Source organism: Mycobacterium sp. NGS26 (assembly GCF_059813025.1).
This window is the reverse complement of record NZ_JCALDU010000003.1, coordinates 336,538-355,956: the sequence shown is the minus strand read 5'-3', so window position 1 is coordinate 355,956 and position 19,419 is coordinate 336,538. Positions and strand designations below refer to the sequence as shown.

The following is a 19,419-nucleotide window of genomic DNA, read 5'->3' as shown; positions in this document are numbered from 1 at the left end:
GTGCAGTAATTCTGCCCGCTGCGACCGGTGTTTGTGTCACGGCCCGGTCACGTTACGACCAAGCTTCGCGTCCGTTCGGGGATTGGACGGATTCGTGGTGGATCCCAGCACCCGGTCGGACAGCAGTCCCAGGCAGCTCAGGTTGGGAAACCCGGGGCCCTGGGTGAGCCCGGCCAGGTTCGGCAGGAACAGCTTCGGGGCGACGTCGGTGACGGACAGGTCGTAGCCGATCGCCTCCTGCAGGGCGTCGGCGGTCAGCGGCCCGCCCAGGCCCAGCTCGAGCAGGTCGAGCGCGTCCTGGCCGAACAGCGAGGTGAACCACAGCGGGTCGGCGCCGGAGCCGTCGATGACGAGATCGAAACCGTGGACCGTCTCCAGGTTCTCGGCGCCCCGGTTGGTGGACAGCGTCAGCCGGATCTGGCCGTCCCAACCGACCGCGTGGGCGACGCGGCCGCGCAGATGGTGGATGCGGTCGTCGGCCAACAGCGCCTCCTGCACGTTCGCCGAGAACACCCCGCGGTCGGTGCGGGCCAACGCGTCGCGGCGCTCGTCGAGCGTGAGGGCGGTCCAGTCGGTGGGGTCGGAGAACAGCGAGTTCTCGAAGAAGCCCTCGCCGCGGGTGAACAGCGTCACCTGCGGGGAGATGACGGTGATGGTCGAAACCCGGTGCCGGAACAGCTCGTTGAGCATCGACGCGGCCGTCTCGCCGCCACCGATCACCGCCACCCGCTCGGCGCTGATGCGGTCGTGGCCCGCGGCACGATCCCAGAACTGGGCGATCGAGAGCATTCGCGGATTGCCCGGCAGCAGCGACTTTTCGGCCTGGCCGGGCCCGGTGATCATCAGCGCGTCGGCGTGCACCGTGGTCTCGTGGGTGTGCAGCGCCCAGCGGTCACCGGCGACGGCCAGCCCGTCGACCTCGCCGTGCACCACGTTCAGGCCCACGTGCTGGGCGACCCAGCCGAGGTACTGGCTCCACCGGCGATGGGTTGGCGCCGGCCTGCCGCGGTCGATCCATTCGGCGAACGACGCCGTGGCGATCAGGTAGGACTGCCAGCTGTAGCGCGTCATCCGCTCGTCGAGTTCGGCGTTGCGGCGCGGCACCAGCGCCGACCGGTACGGGAACCCGACGTCCTTTTCCGGGCTGGTGCCCAGCCGGTGCGCGCCGTCGGTCCAGCCGCCGCTGGCCTGCCAATTGGCCCCGACCCCGGTGCGTTCGACCGCGACCACGTCGGGAACCTCGACGCCCATTTCGCGCAGCACGAACGCCTTGGCGGCCACCGCCACCGCCTTGGCTCCGGCGCCAAGGACCGCAAGCGTGCTCATGTCGCCATCTCCCGCAGCGTGGCGGACCAAAGTTCTTGCAGCGCAGCGATACTCGCGGCATCGAGGATGTCGGGCAGCGTGCGCCACTGGGTGATTAGGACGCGGCCATCGCCCGTTCCGACGATTCCCGCCACCACGGTCAGTTCGTGGCGCACCGCCTGCTGGGGCTCCGGCGCCCGATCCAGCCCGGACATCAGTTCGCGGTCGAGCTCCAGGTCGGCCACGCCGCCGTGGACGGTGCCGAGGTAGTTCAGCAGCAGCTGGGGTTCGGGGTGTTCGCGCAGCCGGGTGTCGGGCCGCAGATACCGCAGCAGGCCGTAGTCGACCGGGCTGCCGGGAATGCGGGCCAGGTCGGTGGGGCCGTCGCGGTGGATGCGCAACGGGTGGATCGCGCTGAGCAGTCCGACGGTGTCGCTGGTGTCGACGGTTTCGTCGAAGTCCGCGCGGCCGTGCGTCTCCAGCGCCAGCAGCGGCGCCGGGGTGTCCTGGCCGCGGCGCCGCCGCCACGCGGTGACCGTGCGCGCGGTCGCGGTGACGAGTGTGTGGTGGATCGGCTGCGGCATCGCGAGCAGCCGGGCGGTCAGGTCGGCGTCGCAGGTCGAGACGCTGATCGCCACGTCGCGGACCCGGTCGGTTTGTGGGTGCAGCCTGCGGGCGCCCAGCGGCGGGTCGGCGCCCTGGAGCTCGGCGGCCCAGAAGACTTCGGTGTCCAGGGCCGCGGCCCGCTCGGCCAGCAGCCGCGACCACCGTCGGTAGCCGGTGTGCTCGCGCGCCGGGGCGGGCGTGCGCCCGGCGGCCAGCGCGTGCAGGCCGGCGTCGAGCTCGCCGAGCACGATGCGCCACGAGGCCGGGTCCATCGCCAGCACGTGGGCCGTCAGCACCAACACGCCGGGCCCGTCGGGCTCGCGCAGCCACACCGCCGACATCAGCCGGCCGGCCTGCGGGTCGAGGCTCTCGAGCGCGTCGCGGGCCCGATCCGCGACGGCGTCGACCAGGTCGCCGTGGACGCGGACTTCGCTAAGGATGTCCGGTTTCGGTTGCGCGACAAGCGTCATCGCGTCGCGGTCCAGACGGCAGCGCAGCACCTCGTGGCCGTCGATGACCGCGCCCAGCAGCGCGTCCAGGCCCTCGCGGGTGATCGTGTCGGGCAGCCTGATGACCTCGGTCTGCGCGAGCCGCCGCGGTTCGCCGTATTCGTAGAGCCAATGGGCGTTGGGTAACAACGGGATTGGTTCGCCGGCGTCCACCGCGCCGTTGACGGACGCGTGCCGGGCGGCGTCGGAGTCGACCGCCGCGGCGAGCTCGCGGATGGTGTCGCACTCCATCATCAACCTCGCCCGCAGCGCGATGCCGCGGCGGCGGGCGGCCTGCACGACCGACAGGGCCGCGATGCTGTCCAGCCCCACGTGCAGGAAGTCGGCCGTGACGTCGACGTCCGCGGTTCCCATCACGTCGGTGAACGCCTCGGCCAGCGCCATCTCGGTCGGGGTCTCCGGCGGGGCGCCCGGCCCCTGCACGACATCGTATGCCGCCAAGGCGTTTTCGTCGATCTTGCCGTGCGGCGTCAGCGGCAACTCGTCGAGGACGACGATGTGGTGGGGCATCAGGTAGCGGGGCAGCCGATCGAGCAGCGTGGAACGCAGCTCGGCCACCGCCGGCGGATTGGGTCCGCCCGCCACGTACGCGGTGAGCCGCGGCCCGCCCGCGTGGCCGTGGGCCATCACGTGCGCGCCGCGCACCCCGTCGTGACTGTTGAGCGCCGCGGCGATCTCGCCCGGCTCGACGCGGTAACCGCGGATCTTCAGCTGGTCGTCGCCGCGGCCGAGGAACTCCAGACCGCCATCGGGCATGCGGCGGACCACATCTCCGGTGCGGTACATCCGGCCGCCGCGGCCGTTGGGGTCGGCGACGAACCGCGCGGCGGTCTCGGCCGCGCGTCCGAGGTAACCGCGGGCAAGCTGGTCGCCCGCCAGGTACAGCTCGCCGGCGACGCCGTCGGGCAGCGGCCGCAGCCAGGGATCCATGACGTAGGCGCGGGTGCTCCGGGTCGGGCGCCCGATGGCCGGGCGCGCGTGCTCGTCGACGGCGGCGACGACGGCCTCGACCGTCGTTTCGGTCGGCCCGTAGCAGTTGAAGGCGGTCATTCCCGCTCGGGCGCACTCGGTTTGGATCGCTTGCCATGCGGTGCGGCCCAGGGCCTCGCCGCCGAGCGCGAGGACCGCCAGCGGCACCCGGCGCAGCAGGCCCGCGTCGTACAGCTGGGCGAACATCGACGGGCTGGTGTCGATCATGTCCAACCCGAGCCGGTCGATCGTCTCGACAAGCGCCTCGGCGTCACGGCGCTGGTCCTCGTCGACGACGTGCACACAGTGGCCGTCGAGCAGCGCCGCCAGCGGCTGCCAGGCCGCGTCGAAGGTGAACGACCACGCGTGCGCGACGCGCAGCGGCCGCCCCAGCCGGGCGGCCGCGGGCCGCAGCACGCGTTCGATGTGGTCGTCGGCGTAGGCCGAGAGCGCGCGGTGGGTGCCGACGACGCCCTTCGGCGTGCCGGTGGTGCCCGAGGTGAAGACCGCGTAGGCGGCATGGTCGAGTGGCACGTTGGCCGCCGGGCAGTCGGCGGGTCCGGCGATGGCAGCCGTGAACAACTCGTCGTCGAGGACGACCGGGGCGGACGTCTGGCGGAGGATCTCGGCCACCCGCTCGTCCGGCATCGCCGGGTCGAGCGGCACGATCGTGCCGCCGGCCTTGAGGACCGCCAGCATCGCGGCCACGTAGTTCGGGCCCCGCGGCAGCATGATCGCCACGGGGGTCTCGCCGCCGACGCCGGCCCGGCCGAGGGCGGCGCCCACCCGGTCGGCGAGCGAGCCGAGCTCGCGGTAGGTCAGCCGACCGTCGGCCCAACTGAGCGCGAGCGAATCCGGCTGCGCCACCGCGATTTTGGAGAACCGGGCGTGCACAGACTGCCCCGGCGCACTCGCAATCGGCGGGTTCAGCGGATCCCGCTCGCCGTCGAGCAGGATGTCGACCTCGCGCAGCGGCCGGTCCCACCGCTCGACCAAGCGCTGCACCAGCGCCAGCAGCCGCCGGCCCAGGACCTCGGGCGCCATCGCGCCCAGCGCTCCGTCGAGTGTTTCCACCAACACCGTGAGCTCGCCGGCCGTTCGGTGCGCGGCGATGGTCACCGGGAAGTGGGACACGCTCTCCAGCGCCACCGGCCGGATGGTCGCCCCATTGGCAACGAACTCCAGATTCCCAACCACCTCCCGGGGCGGGGCGTTCTCGTAAACCAGCAGCGTGTCGAACATCTCGCCGACGCCCGCCAGCGAGCGCAGTTCGGCGTGCGGCAGGTAACTGTGTTCGCGCAACGCCGCGAATTCTCGTTGCAGCGCGGCGCATTGCGCCGCGACGGTTTCGCGGGGGTCCAACCGTACCCGCAGCGGCACGGTGTTGATGAACAGGCCGACCATGGTGTCGATGCCCGACAGTTCGCTCGGCCTGCCGGCCACCGTCACGCCGAACACCACATCGACGCGCCCGGTGAACGCGGAAAGCATGGCGGCCCAGGCCATTTGGAACAGCGTGTTGAGGGTTACCCCGCGCGCCCGCGCGGCATCGACCAGGGCCGTCGTGCGATCCGGGTCGAGACGTAGCGGGGTGCACCGCGGGATGCCCGCCGACGGTGGAGTCGCGGTCAGCGCCGGCACCAGGAAGGTCGGCGCGTCAAGGCCTTTCAGGTGTTCGGCCCACAATGCGCGGCTGGCGGCCTGGTCCCGGCCGGCCAGCCAGCCGATGTAGTCGCGGTAGGGCCGCGGCGGCGCGGGCAACGCGGCGGTGTCGCCGCCGGCGCGATACAGCGCGAGCAGCTCCGAGACGAAGAGGGGCAACGACCAGCCGTCGATGACGATGTGGTGCGCGACGATCAGCAGGCGCCATCGCTCGTGCGGCAACTCGATCAGCAGGAATCGGATCAGCGGCCCGCGACCCACATCGAAAGGGCGCCGGCGCTCTTCGGTTTCCAGCGTCTCGATCTCGTCGGGGGTGGCGCGCACGCGCCGCCAGGGCACCTCGACGCGGGTCGGTATCACCTGCACGGGCCGACTCAGGTCGCCGTGCACGAAGCTTGCCCGCAGGTTCGGGTGTCGCGTCAACATCGTTGCGGCGCAGTCCTGGAGCAGCGCAACGTCGATCGTGCCGATCACGTCCGCGGCCATCGCGATGACGTAGGGGTCGGCCTCGCCGGATTCGGCATCGGTCAGCACCGCCATCGAGTAGAGCCCCTGTTGCAGCGGGCTGAGTGCCATCACGTCCTCGAGGGCGGGCCGCTCGTCGGCTCGCGTCACGGCCGATCACCCCAAGCCGCGGTCAGGGCCGCCAGTTCGTCGGGGGGCAGCCCCGATGCGCTCATGGGGGCGTGATGCGTGTCGCCCGACTCGGTTTCGTCGTGCAACCTGGCATCGAGCGCGGCGGCAACCTCGCTGAGAACCGGGTGCTCGAAGAGCATTCGCGGGGTCAGCGGCATCCCGTCGTCCCGGGCCCGTGCGGCGACCCGCACCGCCAGGATGCTGTCGCCGCCGAGGTCGAAGAAATCGGCGTCGCGCCCGACGTCCTGCGCCTCCAGGACCTCGGCGAGGATGGCCGCCAGAGCCCGCTCGGTGGCGGTGCCGGGCGGCCGTGCGCCACCGGCTACCGACGCGGCCCGAGCCGGCGCGGGCTGTTCGGGGGCCCCGAACAGCTCCAGTTGGCCATCATCGGTCCACATGCCGCGCTCGCCGTTGCGGTAGAGCCGCGAACCCGGTTGGGTGGCAAAGGGATCGGCGACCAACCGGGTCGCGGTGAGCGATGGCCGCGCCAGCCGGGCGATGACGGCCGGACCGCCGCCGTAGTACACGTCGCCGGCCACGCCGACCGGAACGGGGTTCAGCGACGCGTCGAGCAGGTACACCCGCGCCGCACCGGCGCCCGCGTTCGCGAAGTCCAGGACGCGGCGTCTCTCTTGCGGGCCGGCGATCTCGACCTCGTGCAGCGGTTGTTCGGGGCGGTCGGCGACCGCCTCGACGACGTTGGCGAGCCAGCCGGCGAATCGCTCGGCGGTGGCGCGCCGATACAACTCGGTGCGGTAGATGACGTAACCCCGGTAGCCGTCGCCGTCGGCGAAGAGATTGACGGACATATCGGCCTGTGCGACATCGAATGTCGGTTGCAGCGGGCTGAATGTGGTGTCACCGTCGGGCCCGGTGTCGATGACGCGATCTTGCTGCGACAGTTCGCGAACGTGTACCACCACGTCGAACAGCGGATTGCGGGACAGCGACCGCGTCGGGCTCACCGCCTCCACGACCTGTTCGAACGGCAGGTCCTGATGCGCGTAGGCGGCCAGCGTTGTCTCCCTGGTTCGCTGCAGGATCTCGCGCAGCGTCGGGTTTCCGTGCAGGTCGTTGCGCAGCACCAGGATGTTGGCGAAGAAGCCGATCAGCTGGTCCAGCTCGGCCTCGCTGCGACCGGCGGTGGGAGTGCCGATGGGGATGTCCGTGTTGCCGCTCGCCTTGTGCAGCACCACCGCGACCGCGGCCTGCAACAGCATGAACTCGGTGATGCCGAGGTCGCGGGCGAGGGTGAGCAGCGTGTCGCGGGTCCGGCTTCCGATACGCAGTTCGACGGCGTCACCGGCGCCGCTGAGCACCGCCGGGCGCGGGAAGTCCGGGCGCACACCATTTTCGGTGGGCAGCCCCGCGAGATGCCGTACCCAGTAGTCACGTTGCGGGCCCGCGATCCCGGCGCCGTCGTCCAGCAGCGCCGCCTGCCAGACGCTGTAATCGGCGTATTGCACGGGCAGCGGCTCCCACGAGGGCCGCTGCCCGCGGCTGCGGGCCCGGTACGCGGTGAGCACGTCGGTGAACAGCACCCCGGCGGACCAGTAGTCACCGGCGATGTGGTGCAGCATCAACGACAGCACGTTGCGGTCCGGCAGGCTCAGCACCGCCGCCCGCATCGGCCAGTTGTGCTCGAGGTCGAAGACGTGACGTCGCTCGTCGGCCAGTTCGGCCTGCAGCCAGTCCTCGTCGGGCCCGTCGGCGCGGCGCACGAACACCTCGGCGGGCGGGTGGATCACCTGGTGCGGCACGCCGTCGATCTCGCGGTAGGTGGTGCGCAGGATCTCGTGCCGCGCCACGACGTCGGTGATGGCCGCGGCCAGCGCGTCGGTGTCGCAGGGGCCGCGCAGCGCCGCGGTGAACGGGATGTTGTTGACGGCGCTGGGTCCGTCGAAGCGATACGTGAACCAGGAACGCAGTTGCGACGAGGACAGTCGCACGGGCCCGTCATGGCTCACCGCGGTCAGGCACGGCCGCGCCGACCCCCGATCCAGCGTGCCGATGACGTCAATGTGAGCGGCGATCCGCGCCACCGTCGCCAGCTCGAATACGTCCCGCACGCCGATGTCGACGCCGAACGCCTTACGCACTGCCGCAACGAATTTCGTCACCAACAGCGAGTGGCCGCCGAGGTCGAAGAACGAGTCGTCGGCCCCGACCCGGTCGCGGCCGAGCAGCTCGGCGAACAGCTCGGCGACGCGGCGCTCGGTCCCCGGCTCGGGTTCGCGGAACTCGACGCCGGCGCTCAGCTCGGGCTCGGGCAGCGCCGCGCGGTCGATCTTGCCGTGCGCGGTGATCGGAATCTGGTCGAGCACAACGTAGGCCGCCGGCACCATGTACTCGGGCAGCGCCGCGGCGACTCGTGCCCGGATGCGGTCGAGGTCGACCTCCGCGGGTCCGTCGTCGCCCGCCGCGGGTGTCACGTAGCCGACCAGGCTCCTGCCCAGCCGCGGCAGGTCGCTGACCACCACGACGGCCTGCCCGACCGTGGGATCGACCGAGATGGCCGCGGCGACGTCGCCCAGTTCGATTCGGAAACCGCGGATCTTGACCTGTTCATCGGCACGGCCGACGAACTCGACGTCGCCATCGGCGTTGCGGCGCGCGAGGTCCCCGGATCGGTACATCCGGGCGCCAGGGTTGAACGGGTCGGCGACGAACCGCTCGGCGGTCAGCGTCGCCCGCCGATGGTAGCCGTGCGCCAGATGCGTTCCGCCGAGGTAGATCTCGCCGATCACACCGACCGGCACGGGCCGCAGCGAATCGTCGAGCAGGTGCATCGTGGTGTTGATCTTGGGCCGGCCGATGGGCACGATGCGGGTGCCCTGCGGGCCCTCCACCTTGTACCGGCTGGCGTTGATGACGGTTTCGGTCGGGCCGTAGAAGTTGTGCAGCAGCGCGTCGAACGTGGCGTGGAACCTGTCGGCGACCTCGCCGGGGAGCGGTTCGCCGCCGATCGGCACCCGCTGCAGCGTTCGCCACTGGTTGACCCCGGGCAGCGACAGGAACAGGCCGAGCAGGGAGGGCACGAAATGCATTGCCGTGATTCCCTCGTCGCGCAGCAGGGCGGTGAGATAGCCGATGTCGTTGAGCCCGCCGGGACGCGGGATCACCATGCGGGCGCCGCAGGCCAGCGTGCCGAAGATCTCGGCGATCGAGACATCGAAGCTCGGCGAGGCGACCTGCAGCAGCCGGTCGGTGTGGTCGACCCCATACTCGCCCTTGAACCAGACGAAGTACTCGGCGACGGGGCGGTGCGGCACCGCGACACCCTTGGGCAGGCCGGTGGTCCCCGAGGTGTAGATCAGGTACGCGGTGTTGCCCGGGGCCAGCGGCCGGACCCGGTCGGCGTCGGTGGGGTCGTCGGCGCGGTAGGCGGCCAGGTCGGTTACCGGCTCGCGCAGCACCAGCTCCGGGTCGCAGTCGCCCAGGATGAAGTCCAGCCGGTCGCGCGGGTAGCTCGGATCCACCGGCACATACACCGCGCCGGACTTGGCGATTCCCAACGCGGTCACGACCAAATCGGGTGACTTGTCGAGCAGCACGGCGACGCGGTCCTCGCTGCCTATCCCCCGCTCGATCAGCCAGTGCGCCAACCGGTTTGCGGCCTCGTTGATATCGCGGTAGCTGAACCGGAGGCCCTCGTAGCTGACGGCGACGGCGTCCGGGGTTCGCGCGGCCTGCCCGGACACCAGCTCGGCGAGGGTCTTGGGGTCGGTATCGAACGCCTCGCCGCTCGACACCGCGCGCAGCCACCCGGCGCCGGCCCCGTCCATCAGCGTCAGCGCGGCCAACGGCTGGTCCGGCCGGGCGAGGGCGTCGTCGAGCAGCACCGCGAAGTGATCCAGCAGCTGGCGCGCCAGGGCGGGTTCGAGGATCTCCAGTTGGTGTTCGGCCTCGACCAGGGCTCCGGCGCCGTCGAATTCGACCATGAAGCCCAGCGGCAGCTGGGTGAGGTTGGCGCGCAGGTCGTAGCGCTCGCAGTCGACGCCGGGCGGGCGGAAGCCGCCGCCGTCGGGCTCGCGGAATCCGAAGCTGACCCGGGTCATGCGTTCGGCGCCGTGGCGGCGATCGGGGTTCAGCTCGCGCACCGCGCGGTCGAGGCTGACCCGCTGGTGCGCGAAGGCCCCGGTGGCGACGTCGCGCGTCGATTCGAGCAATTCGCGGAAGGTCATCGTCGGCCGCGGCCGCAGCCGCATCACCACGGTGTTGCCGAAATAGCCGATGGCGTCGTCGGTTCCGGCGCCGCGATTGAGCACCGGTGCGGCCACCAGGAAGTCGTCGCTGTGGGTGTAGCGATGCATCAGGGCGCCGAACGCGGCCAGCAGCATCATGTAAGGGGTGCAACCGGTTTCGCGCGCCATCGCCTGCACCCGCCGCGCGGTGTCGCCGGGCAGCCGCAGCGTGGCGCGGGCGGCGCGCCAATTGGTCGGCATGGTCGTGCCCGCCGGCCCGGGCAGCTCCAGCGGCTCGGGCGGGTCGGTCATGACGGCGCGCCAGTAGTCGAGGTCGGCGTCGGTGGTGTCCGGCCCGGACGGGGCCGGCGGGTGGCGTTCCGGTCCCAGGTCCTCGCCCGCGTAGGCCCTGGTGAGGTCGTCGAAGAACACCCGCCAGGAGCCGTCGTCCCAGGCGATGTGGTGGGCCACCAGCAACAGCACGTGTTCGTCGACCCCGGTGCGGATCACGGTGATTCGCAGCGGCGCGTCGGTGGAAAGGTCGAAGGGAGCGGCGAATTCGCGCTGGGCCAGCACCTCGAGTCGCAGCCGCCGGGCGCGCTCCGGCATGTCGATCAAGTCGTGTTGCGCCCACCGCGGCCACAGGTCGGGATGCACGGTCGGCCGCGGGTCGCCGTCCTCGCCTACGCGGTAGGTGGTGCGCAGGATGCGGTGGCGGCGCGCGACCGCGTCGACGGCATCATGCAGCCGTCCCGGGTCGATCGCGCCGGTGATGCGGTACGACACGCAGACGTTGAGCAATGCGCTACCGGGGTCGGCCATCTGCACGAACCACATTCGCGCCTGACCGTCGGAGAGTTGGTCGGCCGCGGGCGCTCTGGGTGCCTCGGCTTCCGACGAAAGACCGCGATCGGCGAGCCTGCGGCGAAGCAGCTCCAATCGGGCCTCGTCGAGCCGCGGGCCGGTGTCGGCGATATCAGTCACGCGAAACTTCCACTTTCCGTGCGGTGTCGGTGCGCTCGTGGGCGCCCCCGAGTTTCTCGACGAGTTCGGCGCCGGTGATTTCGCCCATCAGCGTGGCCAGGGACACGGTCCGGCCGGTCATGCGTTTGAGCCGGTTACGCAGATCCACCGCCAGCATCGAGTCGATGCCCAGGTCGAACAGCGATTCCTCCAGGTTCAGCTCGCCGGTCCGCCGGACTCCGAGCACCGCCGCGAGCTGGGTGCGCACCGTGTCGGCAACCGTCGCGTTGTCGGCGGGGGTAACCACTCGGGCGTCACGCGTTCGGGATTGCCTGCCGTCCAACAATTCCCGCAACAGGGCCGCGTCGGCGGCGAACACCAGTGGGTCCGCGGAGTGCTCGCGCAGGCTCGCCTCGATCGCCCGCCGGGGCGTCATCTGGCGCAGTCCGGAACGCTCGATGTGGGCGATCTCTGCCGTGTCCGCGATGCCGCGAACCGGTTCGCCGTCATCGGGGGGCTGCCACAGCCCCCATCTCACGGCGGTGCAGTGCCTGCCCGCGGCACGCAACTGGGCGGCCATCACGTCGAGCAGGCGGTTCGCCGCCGAATATGCGACGACCCCGTGTCCGCCCCACACCCCCATCACCGAGGAGCACAACAACATTCGCGCGTCCGGGCGCACCGGCCACAGCTCGATCATCCGGGCCAGGCCCGCGACCTTGGCCACGAAGTTTTCGGCGGCGGCCGCCGCCGTCAGCCCTGCGGAGGTGCCGGAGACCGCCCGGCCCGCCGCGTGGATGATCAGCGAGGCGCCGGAACCAGCGAATTCGGCTGCGGTCGCCGACAGTTGGGCGGCGTCGGTGATGTCGCACGGCGGTGACACGACCGCGATGCCGCACCGCTGCGCCAGCGCCGCCAGCCTCGCCGGGTCCGCGGGGTGGCGGCTCAGCAGCACGATGCGCCGCGCGCCGCGCTCGGCGAGATGCCGGGCGTAGTTCAGACCGATGGCGCCGGCGCCGCCGGTGATGACCACCTCGTCCAGCAGCCCGGAGTCCAGGGGCCATTCCGGCGCGGCCGGCGCGTCGCCGAGGGTGCGCTCGAATCGCGCGTATCCGCTTCCGGCGCGGCGCAGTGCGGTCTCGCCCGAGCACGCCAGCAGCGCGTCGACGACGCCCGCGGTCACGTCCCACGACGGCAGGTCGAGGTGGCTGAAAACCAAATCGGGATACTCGGTTCCGATGCTGCGGTGCATCGCCGCCAGCGCCGCCTGGCCGGGGGACGGCACCGGATCCCCCGGGCCCACCTGTTCGGCGCCGACGGTGACGAGGCACACCGTTTGGCATTGCGGACCGACGTCGGCGGGATAGTCGAGCAGACCGTCCCCGACCATCTCGGCAAGCGCACCGGCGGCCCGGTCCGCGGCGGCGTGCTCGAGCGGGGGTGCCGTCACCAGGAGCAGCTCCGCGTCTCGCGGTGCGCTCCGCTCGGTCGCCGGGTGTTCGTCGATCGCCGCGCACAGGGGTTGGGCGAGCGCGCCGTCGGTGCCGAGGTCGAGCACGGCCACCCGCCGGGGCGCCGTTGCGACCGGCCGCTCCGGCTCCCGCTGCTCCCAGCGCTCCACCGCGATGGTCAATCCGGTGTTCGGCATCGGCGGCAGCGGCTCCGGGTGGGCCCACAACGGGATCGCGCGCATCGGCGCGTTGGGGAATCCGCGCAAACCGACGTCGGCCGCGCCGCCGTCGAAATCGCCCCACGGGTAGCCCGGGTCGGCCACCGCCGCGGTGACGATGTTCGCCGACAGCGCGTCGACAAGCGGCTCGTCCCTGCGGCCCGAGCCGACCAATACCGCAGCGTCTTCGGGCAGGTTCGCCTCGAAGACCTGGCCGATGGACAACAACAGCGCGGGATGCGCCGACAACTCGATGAACGACCGTGCGCCACAGCGGATCGCCGACTCGAACGCGCGGTCCAATCGCACCGTGTTGCGCAGGTTCGCATACCAGTACTCGCCGAAGGGCGTGTCCGGCGCCACCACCTCCCCGGTGGCGCCACCGATGAATTGCACTGGGGCCTCGGCAAACTCGGACGACGGCAGCAGCGCGAGGAATTCGTCGCGGAGCGGCTCGAGCAGGCTGGTGTGCCCCGGGAAACCCGCGGTGATCTCGCGGGCGAACCGGCCGTCGGCGCGAACCTTGTCGACGATGGCCAACACCGCATCCCGATCGCCCGATATCGCCACGGTCGAGGTGGAGAAGACCACGGACAGTTCCACCCAGCCGTCGGCGGCCCCGATCAGCGCCCGGGCCGCCTCGGCGCCGACGCCCAGCGTGGCCATCGCGTAGCAGCCGGGAAGGCGGTTCACCACGCCGGCGCGGGCGGCGACCACCGCGACCGCATCCGGCAGGGTGATGCTCCCGGCGATGAGTGCCGCGGCGACCTCGCCGAGGCTCTGGCCGATGGTGAGGTCGGGGACAACGCCGCACGAGCGCCACACCTCCGCCAGCGCAACGGCGTGCACGAATTGTGCGCCCTGGACTTCGATTTCGGTAAACGCCCGCGAATCGTCGGCGGCCGTCAGGTAGGCCAGCGGCGACACGATGCCGGCGCTTTCGAACGCCGCGCTGCAGCCATCGGCCACGGCTCGATAGGCCGGGAGCGCCAGGTAGGCGACGGCGCCCATGCCGGGCCAATGAACGCCCTGACCGGGAAGCACGAACGCCTGCCGGGGCGCCGAACCCAGCTCCGACCGGGCGACCAGCGGATGCTCCCGCCCGTCGGCGAGCGCCCGCAACCCGTCGACGAGCTCCAGCCGATCCGCGGCGCGCAGCACCGCCCGGTGCCTGCGGACGCGCCGGGTCGTGCGCAGCTGCCGGGCCACCTGGTCCACCGTCGTTTCCGGAAAGCGCCCGAGATAGTCGGCAATCGCCCGCGCATCGACGGAGACGAGTTCGCCGGCGTGCGCGCTCAGCAGGACCGGAATCCGCCCATCGGGGAGTCGTCTAACCGCCATCGGCGACCTCGTGACACGACGCGTTCGCGGTGTCCGGCATCGAGACGATCACATGGGCGTTGGTGCCGCTCATGCCGAACGCGGATACCGCCGCGGTCCGCAGGCCGTCGACCGCGTGCCACGGCGTCAGCTTCTCCGCCAACCGCAAACCTTCGCCCTCCCAGTCTATTTCGCGGCTCGGCTCGTCGACGTGCAGCGTCGGGGGTATCGCGGCGTGTTCGGCGGACACGATGACCTTGGCCAGGCCCAGCGCGCCCGCCGCGGCCTGCGCGTGCCCGATGTTGGACTTGACCGATCCCAACAGCGGTCCGCGCCCGGCCGGTGCCGAGCCGTAGCTCGCCACCAGCGACCGCAGTTCGGTCCGGTCGCCGAGCCGAGTGCCGGTTCCGTGCCCCTCGATCATCCCGACGTCGACGGGCTCGACCCCCGCCTGCGCGATGGCGCGCCGGAACAGCCGCAGCTGCGCATCGAGGCTCGGAGCCGTCAGCCCGTTGCTTCGACCGTCGGAATTCAGGCAGCTGGCCCGAACCTCGGCGAGGATCCGGCGCCCGTCGGCCGCGGCGCGGGACCGGCGCTGCAGGACGAACATGGCCGCGCCCTCCGCCCACACGGTTCCGCTGGCGTGGGCGCTGTAGGGACGGCAGTGGCCGTCGTCGGACAGCGCGTGCTGTTTGGAGAACTCGACGAAGTAGCCCGGTGTCCCCATCACGCACACACCGCCGGTCAGCGCGATGTCGCAGTCGCCGGCCCGGATCGCCTGCAGCGCCGTGTGAAACGCGCTCAGCCCCGACGAGCACGACGTGTCGATCGTCAGCGCGGGCCCGGCCAGATCGAGCGTGTAGGCAATGCGTCCCGAGATGACGCCCAGCGACGTCCCGCTGATCAGATGCCCACTGTGATGGGAGAATTCGGACAGCCCGGGACCGTATTCGAGCGCGGAGGCGCCCACGTAGCAGCCGACGTCGTGGCCGGCAAGGTCATCGGGGTTGATGCCGCTGTTTTCCAGGCTGCGCCATGCCAGTCGCAGCCCGACTCGCTGCTGGGGGTCCATGGCGGTGGCCTCGCGCGGCGAGATGCGAAAGAACTCCGGATCGAATGTCGTTGCGCTGGACAGAAAGCCACCAAGGTCGTGGATGGGCTTGAAGCCGTCGCGGCGCGAGCCGTCGAACAGCTCGCCCAGCGCCCAGCCGCGATCGGTGGGGAACGGGCCGAGGCCTTCGCGCTGCTCGGACAGCAGCGCCCAGAAATCGTCGGCGGTTTCGACCCCGCCGGGGGCCTCCAGCGCCAACCCGATGATGACGACCGGGTCGTTATCGGACATCGGCGCTCACCATCCGGGCCACCGCGTCGAGGTGGTCGTTGAGGTAGAAGTGACCGCCGTCGAAGTCCGAGAGCGTGAATCGGCCGGACGTGTGAGTTTCCCACGCGGCCAACATGTCCCGGCTGATCCGGTGGTCGCGGTTGCCGCCGACCGCGTGGATGTCGGCGCGGATCCGCACGTCCGGCCGGCACGAATAGGTGTTCATGGCGGTGTAGTCGGCCTGCACCGCCCTTACCAGGAGGTCGACGAATTCCTCGTCCTCCAGCAGCACGGGATCGGTGCCGCCGAGGTCGATCATGTCCGCGAGCACGCCGCCTTCGGTGGTCGGCAGCGGGCCCGTGGCGGTGACCGTCGACGGCGCCTGCCCGGCCGAGGCCCACAGCACGCGCACCGGCACGCCGTGGTGTTCGGCGATGCGGGCGAACTCGAAGGCCACGACCGCGCCCATGCAATGGCCGAACAGGTTCAGTGGGGCCGCCGCGGCCCAGTCGCCCGCCTCGAACAAGTCGAGCGCCAGCGCGCCGACGCTGCCCGCGCCGGGATGGTCGCGCCGGTCGGCCCGCTGCGGGTACTGCACCACGTACGCGTTGACATCGTTGGCGGCCAAAGCTTTTGCCAGCGACCGGTAGGCGGCGGCGGCGCCGCCGGCGTGGGGGAAGACGACGACCGACCCGCTCGCGCGGTCACTGGTGAACCGCTTCACCCAGGGCTGGAACGGCCGCGGCGCCGGTTCGGCCTTCGAATTGTCGAGCGCGGACAACACGTCGCCGCGGGACATGTCCGCGATCTCCAGGTACACGTCGGCGACCAGCTCGAGCCGGTTCTTGTCGGTTTCGCGGCCGACGAGCAATTCCGCCAGTGCGGCGGTGGTCCTCGCGGCGAAGACATCGGCGACCATGAGGCTCGGCGAATCCAGCCATTGCCGGATGGCCGCGACGGCCTGCGTCGCCAGCACGGAATCGCCGCCCAGGGAGAAGAAGTCGTCGTGCACACCCACCGTGTCGCGGTTGAGGAGGCCGGCAACGATATGGCACAGCGCCCGTTCCAGTTGTGTGCGCGGCGCCGCGTGCGTCGCCGCCGCGTCGCGCGAACGCTCGGCGACCGCGGCGGCCAGCCGGCCGGCGACGGCATTGCGGTCGATCTTGCCGCCGTCGGTGAAGGGGATGCGATCCACCAGCGATATGTGCCGCGGAATCATGTGCGCGGGAACGAGATCGGCGAGGGCCTCGCAGATCGCTTCAGCGGTCAGGTCGGCGTCGGCGCAGACCTGCGCCGCCAGCACCTCGGGGCCGCCGGCCCCGGGCAGCACCGCGGCGACCGCCGCGCGCACGCCGGGCACCCGGCGCAGCGCGGCCTCGACCTCCCCGAGCTCCACCCGATAGCCGCTTATCTTGATCCGGTGATCGGCGCGGCCGACGAACTCGAGGGTGCCGTCCGGCCAGTAGCGGGCCAAATCGCCGGTGCGGTACCAGGTCCGGCCGTCGTGTCGGACGAAGCGTTCCGCGGTCAAATCGTCGCGGCCGCGGTAGCCCCGCGCGATGCCGCGCCCGGATATCCACAACTCGCCCGTCACCCAGTCGGGGCAGTCCGCGCCGGTGTCGCCGACGACGCGGCACGCGATATTCGGGAACGGGACGCCGTAGGGCACGGCGGTCCAGTCGGCCGGAAGGTCGTCGTCCGCCTCGAAAATGGTTGCGTGGACGGCGGTTTCGGTGGCACCGCCCAGCCCGGCGAAGCGCACGTTGGGCGCCAGGTCCCGCAACCGGCGGGCCAGGCCGGGGCGCACCCAGTCGCCGCCGGTGGGCACCACCCGCAGCGACGACAGGCGCCCCTGGAATGCGGCCTCGCCGACCTCGACCAGCATCTCCAGCCAGCCCGGCAGGAAGTTCAGCACGGTGACGTCGTGGGCGGCGATGAGCCGGGCCCACGCATCGGGATCGCGTCGCTGCGCCTCGTCGACCACCACGATCGCCCCGCCAGCGCGCAGGGTCGCGAAGACGTCGAGCACCGACATGTCGCATTCCAGCGTCGACAGGGCCAGGCACCGATCGGCGGCGCCGAGATCGAAGTGGCGGCTGATGAATTCCACGGTGTTCATCGCGGCGTCGTGCGTCACCTCGACGCCCTTGGGCTCCCCCGTCGAGCCCGAGGTGAACAGCACGTAGGCGACGTCGGCGGGATCGCAGCTCGCGGGCGCGACGTCCGGCGCGGCGGGCGGATCGCGCAGCACATCCGCAATCGTCAACTGCGGCACCGGCACCGGAACCGACAGCCGCTGCCCGCCGCACACCAGCGCCAGCCGCACCCCGCCGGTGTCCAGGATGCGGAGCGCGCGATCGCGCGGCTGGTCGACACCGATCGGCAGGTACACGCCGCCGGCGGCCACGATCCCGAGCAGCGCGGGCACCTGCTCGGCGGTCTTGGGCCCCATCACCGCGACCGTGTCGCCGGCGCCGATCCCGTTGGCGCGCAACGCCGCAGCCACCGCCAGCGCCTGATCGCGCAGCCGCGCATAGCTGAGGTCGCCGGAACCGGCGAACACCGCCGGCGCATCGGGCTGGAGGGCGGCCCGGCGAAAGAAGCCGTCGTGCAGGGTCTCGCCGCTGGGCTCGGCGGTGCGGCCGTTGACCGCGTCGCGCACCGCGCGCTGCGCGGCCGGCAGCGGCGACGGATCGCGCACGTCCCAGGGGTCGTCGGCCGCGGCCAGCCGGAGCAACTCGTCGACGTGGTGGGCGAACATCGCGTCGATGACGCCGGGCGCGAAGACGCCGTCGCGCACGTCCCAGTTCACCATCACCCCGCCGTCGAACTCGGTGACCTGCGCGTCGAGCAGCACCTGCGGGCCCTGCGAAATGATCCAGCCGGGGCGGCCGAATTGCTCGGTGACGTCGGCGCTGAACAGTTCGCCCAGCCCCAGCGCGCTGGTGAACACAACCGGCGCCAGCACCTGCGTGCCGCGATGCCGGCTCAGGTCCCGCAGCACCGACAGCCCGGGGTACGCGGAGTGGGCGGCCGCGGCCCGCATGGCGTCCTGCACGACGTGCGCGCGCGCCGCCGGGGTGCCCGCGCCGGTCAGGTCGACGTCGAGCAGCAGCGACGAGGTGAAGTCGCCGACCAGCAGGTCGACGTCGGGATGCAGGGCCTGACGGCCGAACAGCGGGACGTTCAGCAGGAACCGCGACGAGGCCGACCAGCGCGCCAGGGCGTTCGCGAACGCCGCGGCCAGCGCCATCGCCGGGGTGATGCCGCGCGCCCTGGCGCGGGCGAACAGCGCGTCGCGGGTGGCCGGGTCCAGCCAGTGCCAGCGACGGATGCTCCGGCGCGATGCGCGGCCGCCGATGGTCGGCAGAGCCGGCGGGTCCGGCAGCCGCGGGACGCGCTGCGCCCACCAGTCGCGGTCGGCGTCGTGGGCCGGTTGCGTCTCCTCCCGCGCGACGGCCTGCCGGTATTCCCGGTAAGTGTAAGCCAATTCGGGCAGATCGCGTCCGAGGTAGAGGGCGGCCAGGTCCGACATCAGGGTGCGGTAGCTCATCGCGTCGGCGGCCTGCATGTCCAGGTCGACGTGCAGGCGCGAGCGCCCGCCGGGCAGCAGCGTCAGGGCGAGTTCGAGGACCGCGCCGTCGAGCTGCTGGTGCGACTTCGCCTCGCGGATCGCGGCCAGCCGCGCCTCGACGAGATCGCCGTCGAGGTCGCGCAGGTCCTCGACGGCGACCGGGAAGTCGGGACTGTCGTTCGCCGGGGCGATGCGCTGCGTGCCGTCGGAGCCGAACCGCACGCGCAGCATCGGGTGGCGGCGCGCCAGCCGGGTGGCCGCGGCGCGCAGCCGGCCCGGGTCGGTGGCGCCGCCGTCGAACTCGACGTAGAGGTGCCCGGCCACCCCGCCGAACCGCTGGTTGTCCTGGCGGCCGACCCACATCGCGTGCTGCATCGGGGCCAGCGGAAACGGCTCTGACGCATCGCCGGCTCCATCGACAGCCGGGGCGGCCGGGGCGGCCGTGTCGGCGGCGATGGCCGGCGAGCCGACGGTCACTAGTTCCGACCACGCCTCGATGGTCGGGGTCGCGGCCAGCGTGGCGAAGTCGATGCCGATGCCGTGCCGGCGCCAGCGGCCGGCCAGCGTCATCATCCGGATCGAGTCGAGCCCCTGGCCGATGAGGTTGCTACCTGGGTGAACGGAGTCGGTGGGGACGCCGAGCAGCTCGGCCACCTCCGCGCGGATATCCTCCGAGCACGCCGGGGCACGCACCACGAACC

At 71.7% G+C, this 19,419-nt stretch carries 6 protein-coding genes; all 6 read right to left on the bottom strand.

Going from position 1 to position 19,419, the window contains the following annotated elements; all coding sequences use genetic code 11:
- Positions 1–36: 36 nt before the first annotated feature.
- Genes mbtG through AC5Y6X_RS12535 form a run of 6 tightly spaced genes read right to left on the bottom strand, consistent with a single transcriptional unit; the run spans position 37 to position 19,414 of the window.
- Complete coding sequence (gene mbtG, locus AC5Y6X_RS12560) at positions 37–1,326, bottom strand: NADPH-dependent L-lysine N(6)-monooxygenase MbtG (RefSeq protein WP_499986756.1); 1,290 nt, start codon at positions 1,324–1,326, stop codon at positions 37–39.
- Positions 1,323–5,666 (bottom strand): amino acid adenylation domain-containing protein, encoded by a 4,344-nt coding sequence (locus AC5Y6X_RS12555; protein ID WP_499986755.1) that lies wholly within the window; start codon positions 5,664–5,666, stop codon positions 1,323–1,325. The genes mbtG and AC5Y6X_RS12555 overlap by 4 nt, the downstream gene beginning before the upstream one ends.
- Positions 5,663–10,855: an amino acid adenylation domain-containing protein gene (locus AC5Y6X_RS12550; RefSeq protein WP_499986754.1), complete on the bottom strand. Its 5,193-nt coding sequence runs from the start codon at positions 10,853–10,855 to the stop codon at positions 5,663–5,665. Before AC5Y6X_RS12550 ends, AC5Y6X_RS12555 begins: the two co-directional genes overlap by 4 nt.
- Positions 10,848–13,844: a mycobactin polyketide synthase MbtD gene (gene mbtD / locus AC5Y6X_RS12545; protein WP_499986753.1), complete on the bottom strand. Its 2,997-nt coding sequence runs from the start codon at positions 13,842–13,844 to the stop codon at positions 10,848–10,850. Before mbtD ends, AC5Y6X_RS12550 begins: the two co-directional genes overlap by 8 nt.
- Positions 13,834–15,165 carry a beta-ketoacyl [acyl carrier protein] synthase domain-containing protein gene (locus AC5Y6X_RS12540; protein WP_499986751.1) on the bottom strand — a complete coding sequence of 444 codons (1,332 nt, stop codon included), beginning with the start codon at positions 15,163–15,165 and terminating at the stop codon, positions 13,834–13,836. The genes mbtD and AC5Y6X_RS12540 overlap by 11 nt, the downstream gene beginning before the upstream one ends.
- Positions 15,155–19,414 (bottom strand): non-ribosomal peptide synthetase, encoded by a 4,260-nt coding sequence (locus tag AC5Y6X_RS12535; protein WP_499986750.1) that lies wholly within the window; start codon positions 19,412–19,414, stop codon positions 15,155–15,157. Before AC5Y6X_RS12535 ends, AC5Y6X_RS12540 begins: the two co-directional genes overlap by 11 nt.
- Between the last annotated feature and the right edge of the window lie 5 nt (positions 19,415–19,419).

Bases quoted from the DNA above. Each gene is read 5' to 3' on its own strand.
- AC5Y6X_RS12540 (WP_499986751.1), bottom strand. From the start codon at position 15,165: ATGTCCGATAACGACCCGGTCGTCATCATCGGGTTGGCGCTGGAGGCC.
- mbtG (WP_499986756.1), bottom strand. From the start codon at position 1,326: ATGAGCACGCTTGCGGTCCTTGGCGCCGGAGCCAAGGCGGTGGCGGTG.
- mbtD (WP_499986753.1), bottom strand. From the start codon at position 13,844: ATGGCGGTTAGACGACTCCCCGATGGGCGGATTCCGGTCCTGCTGAGC.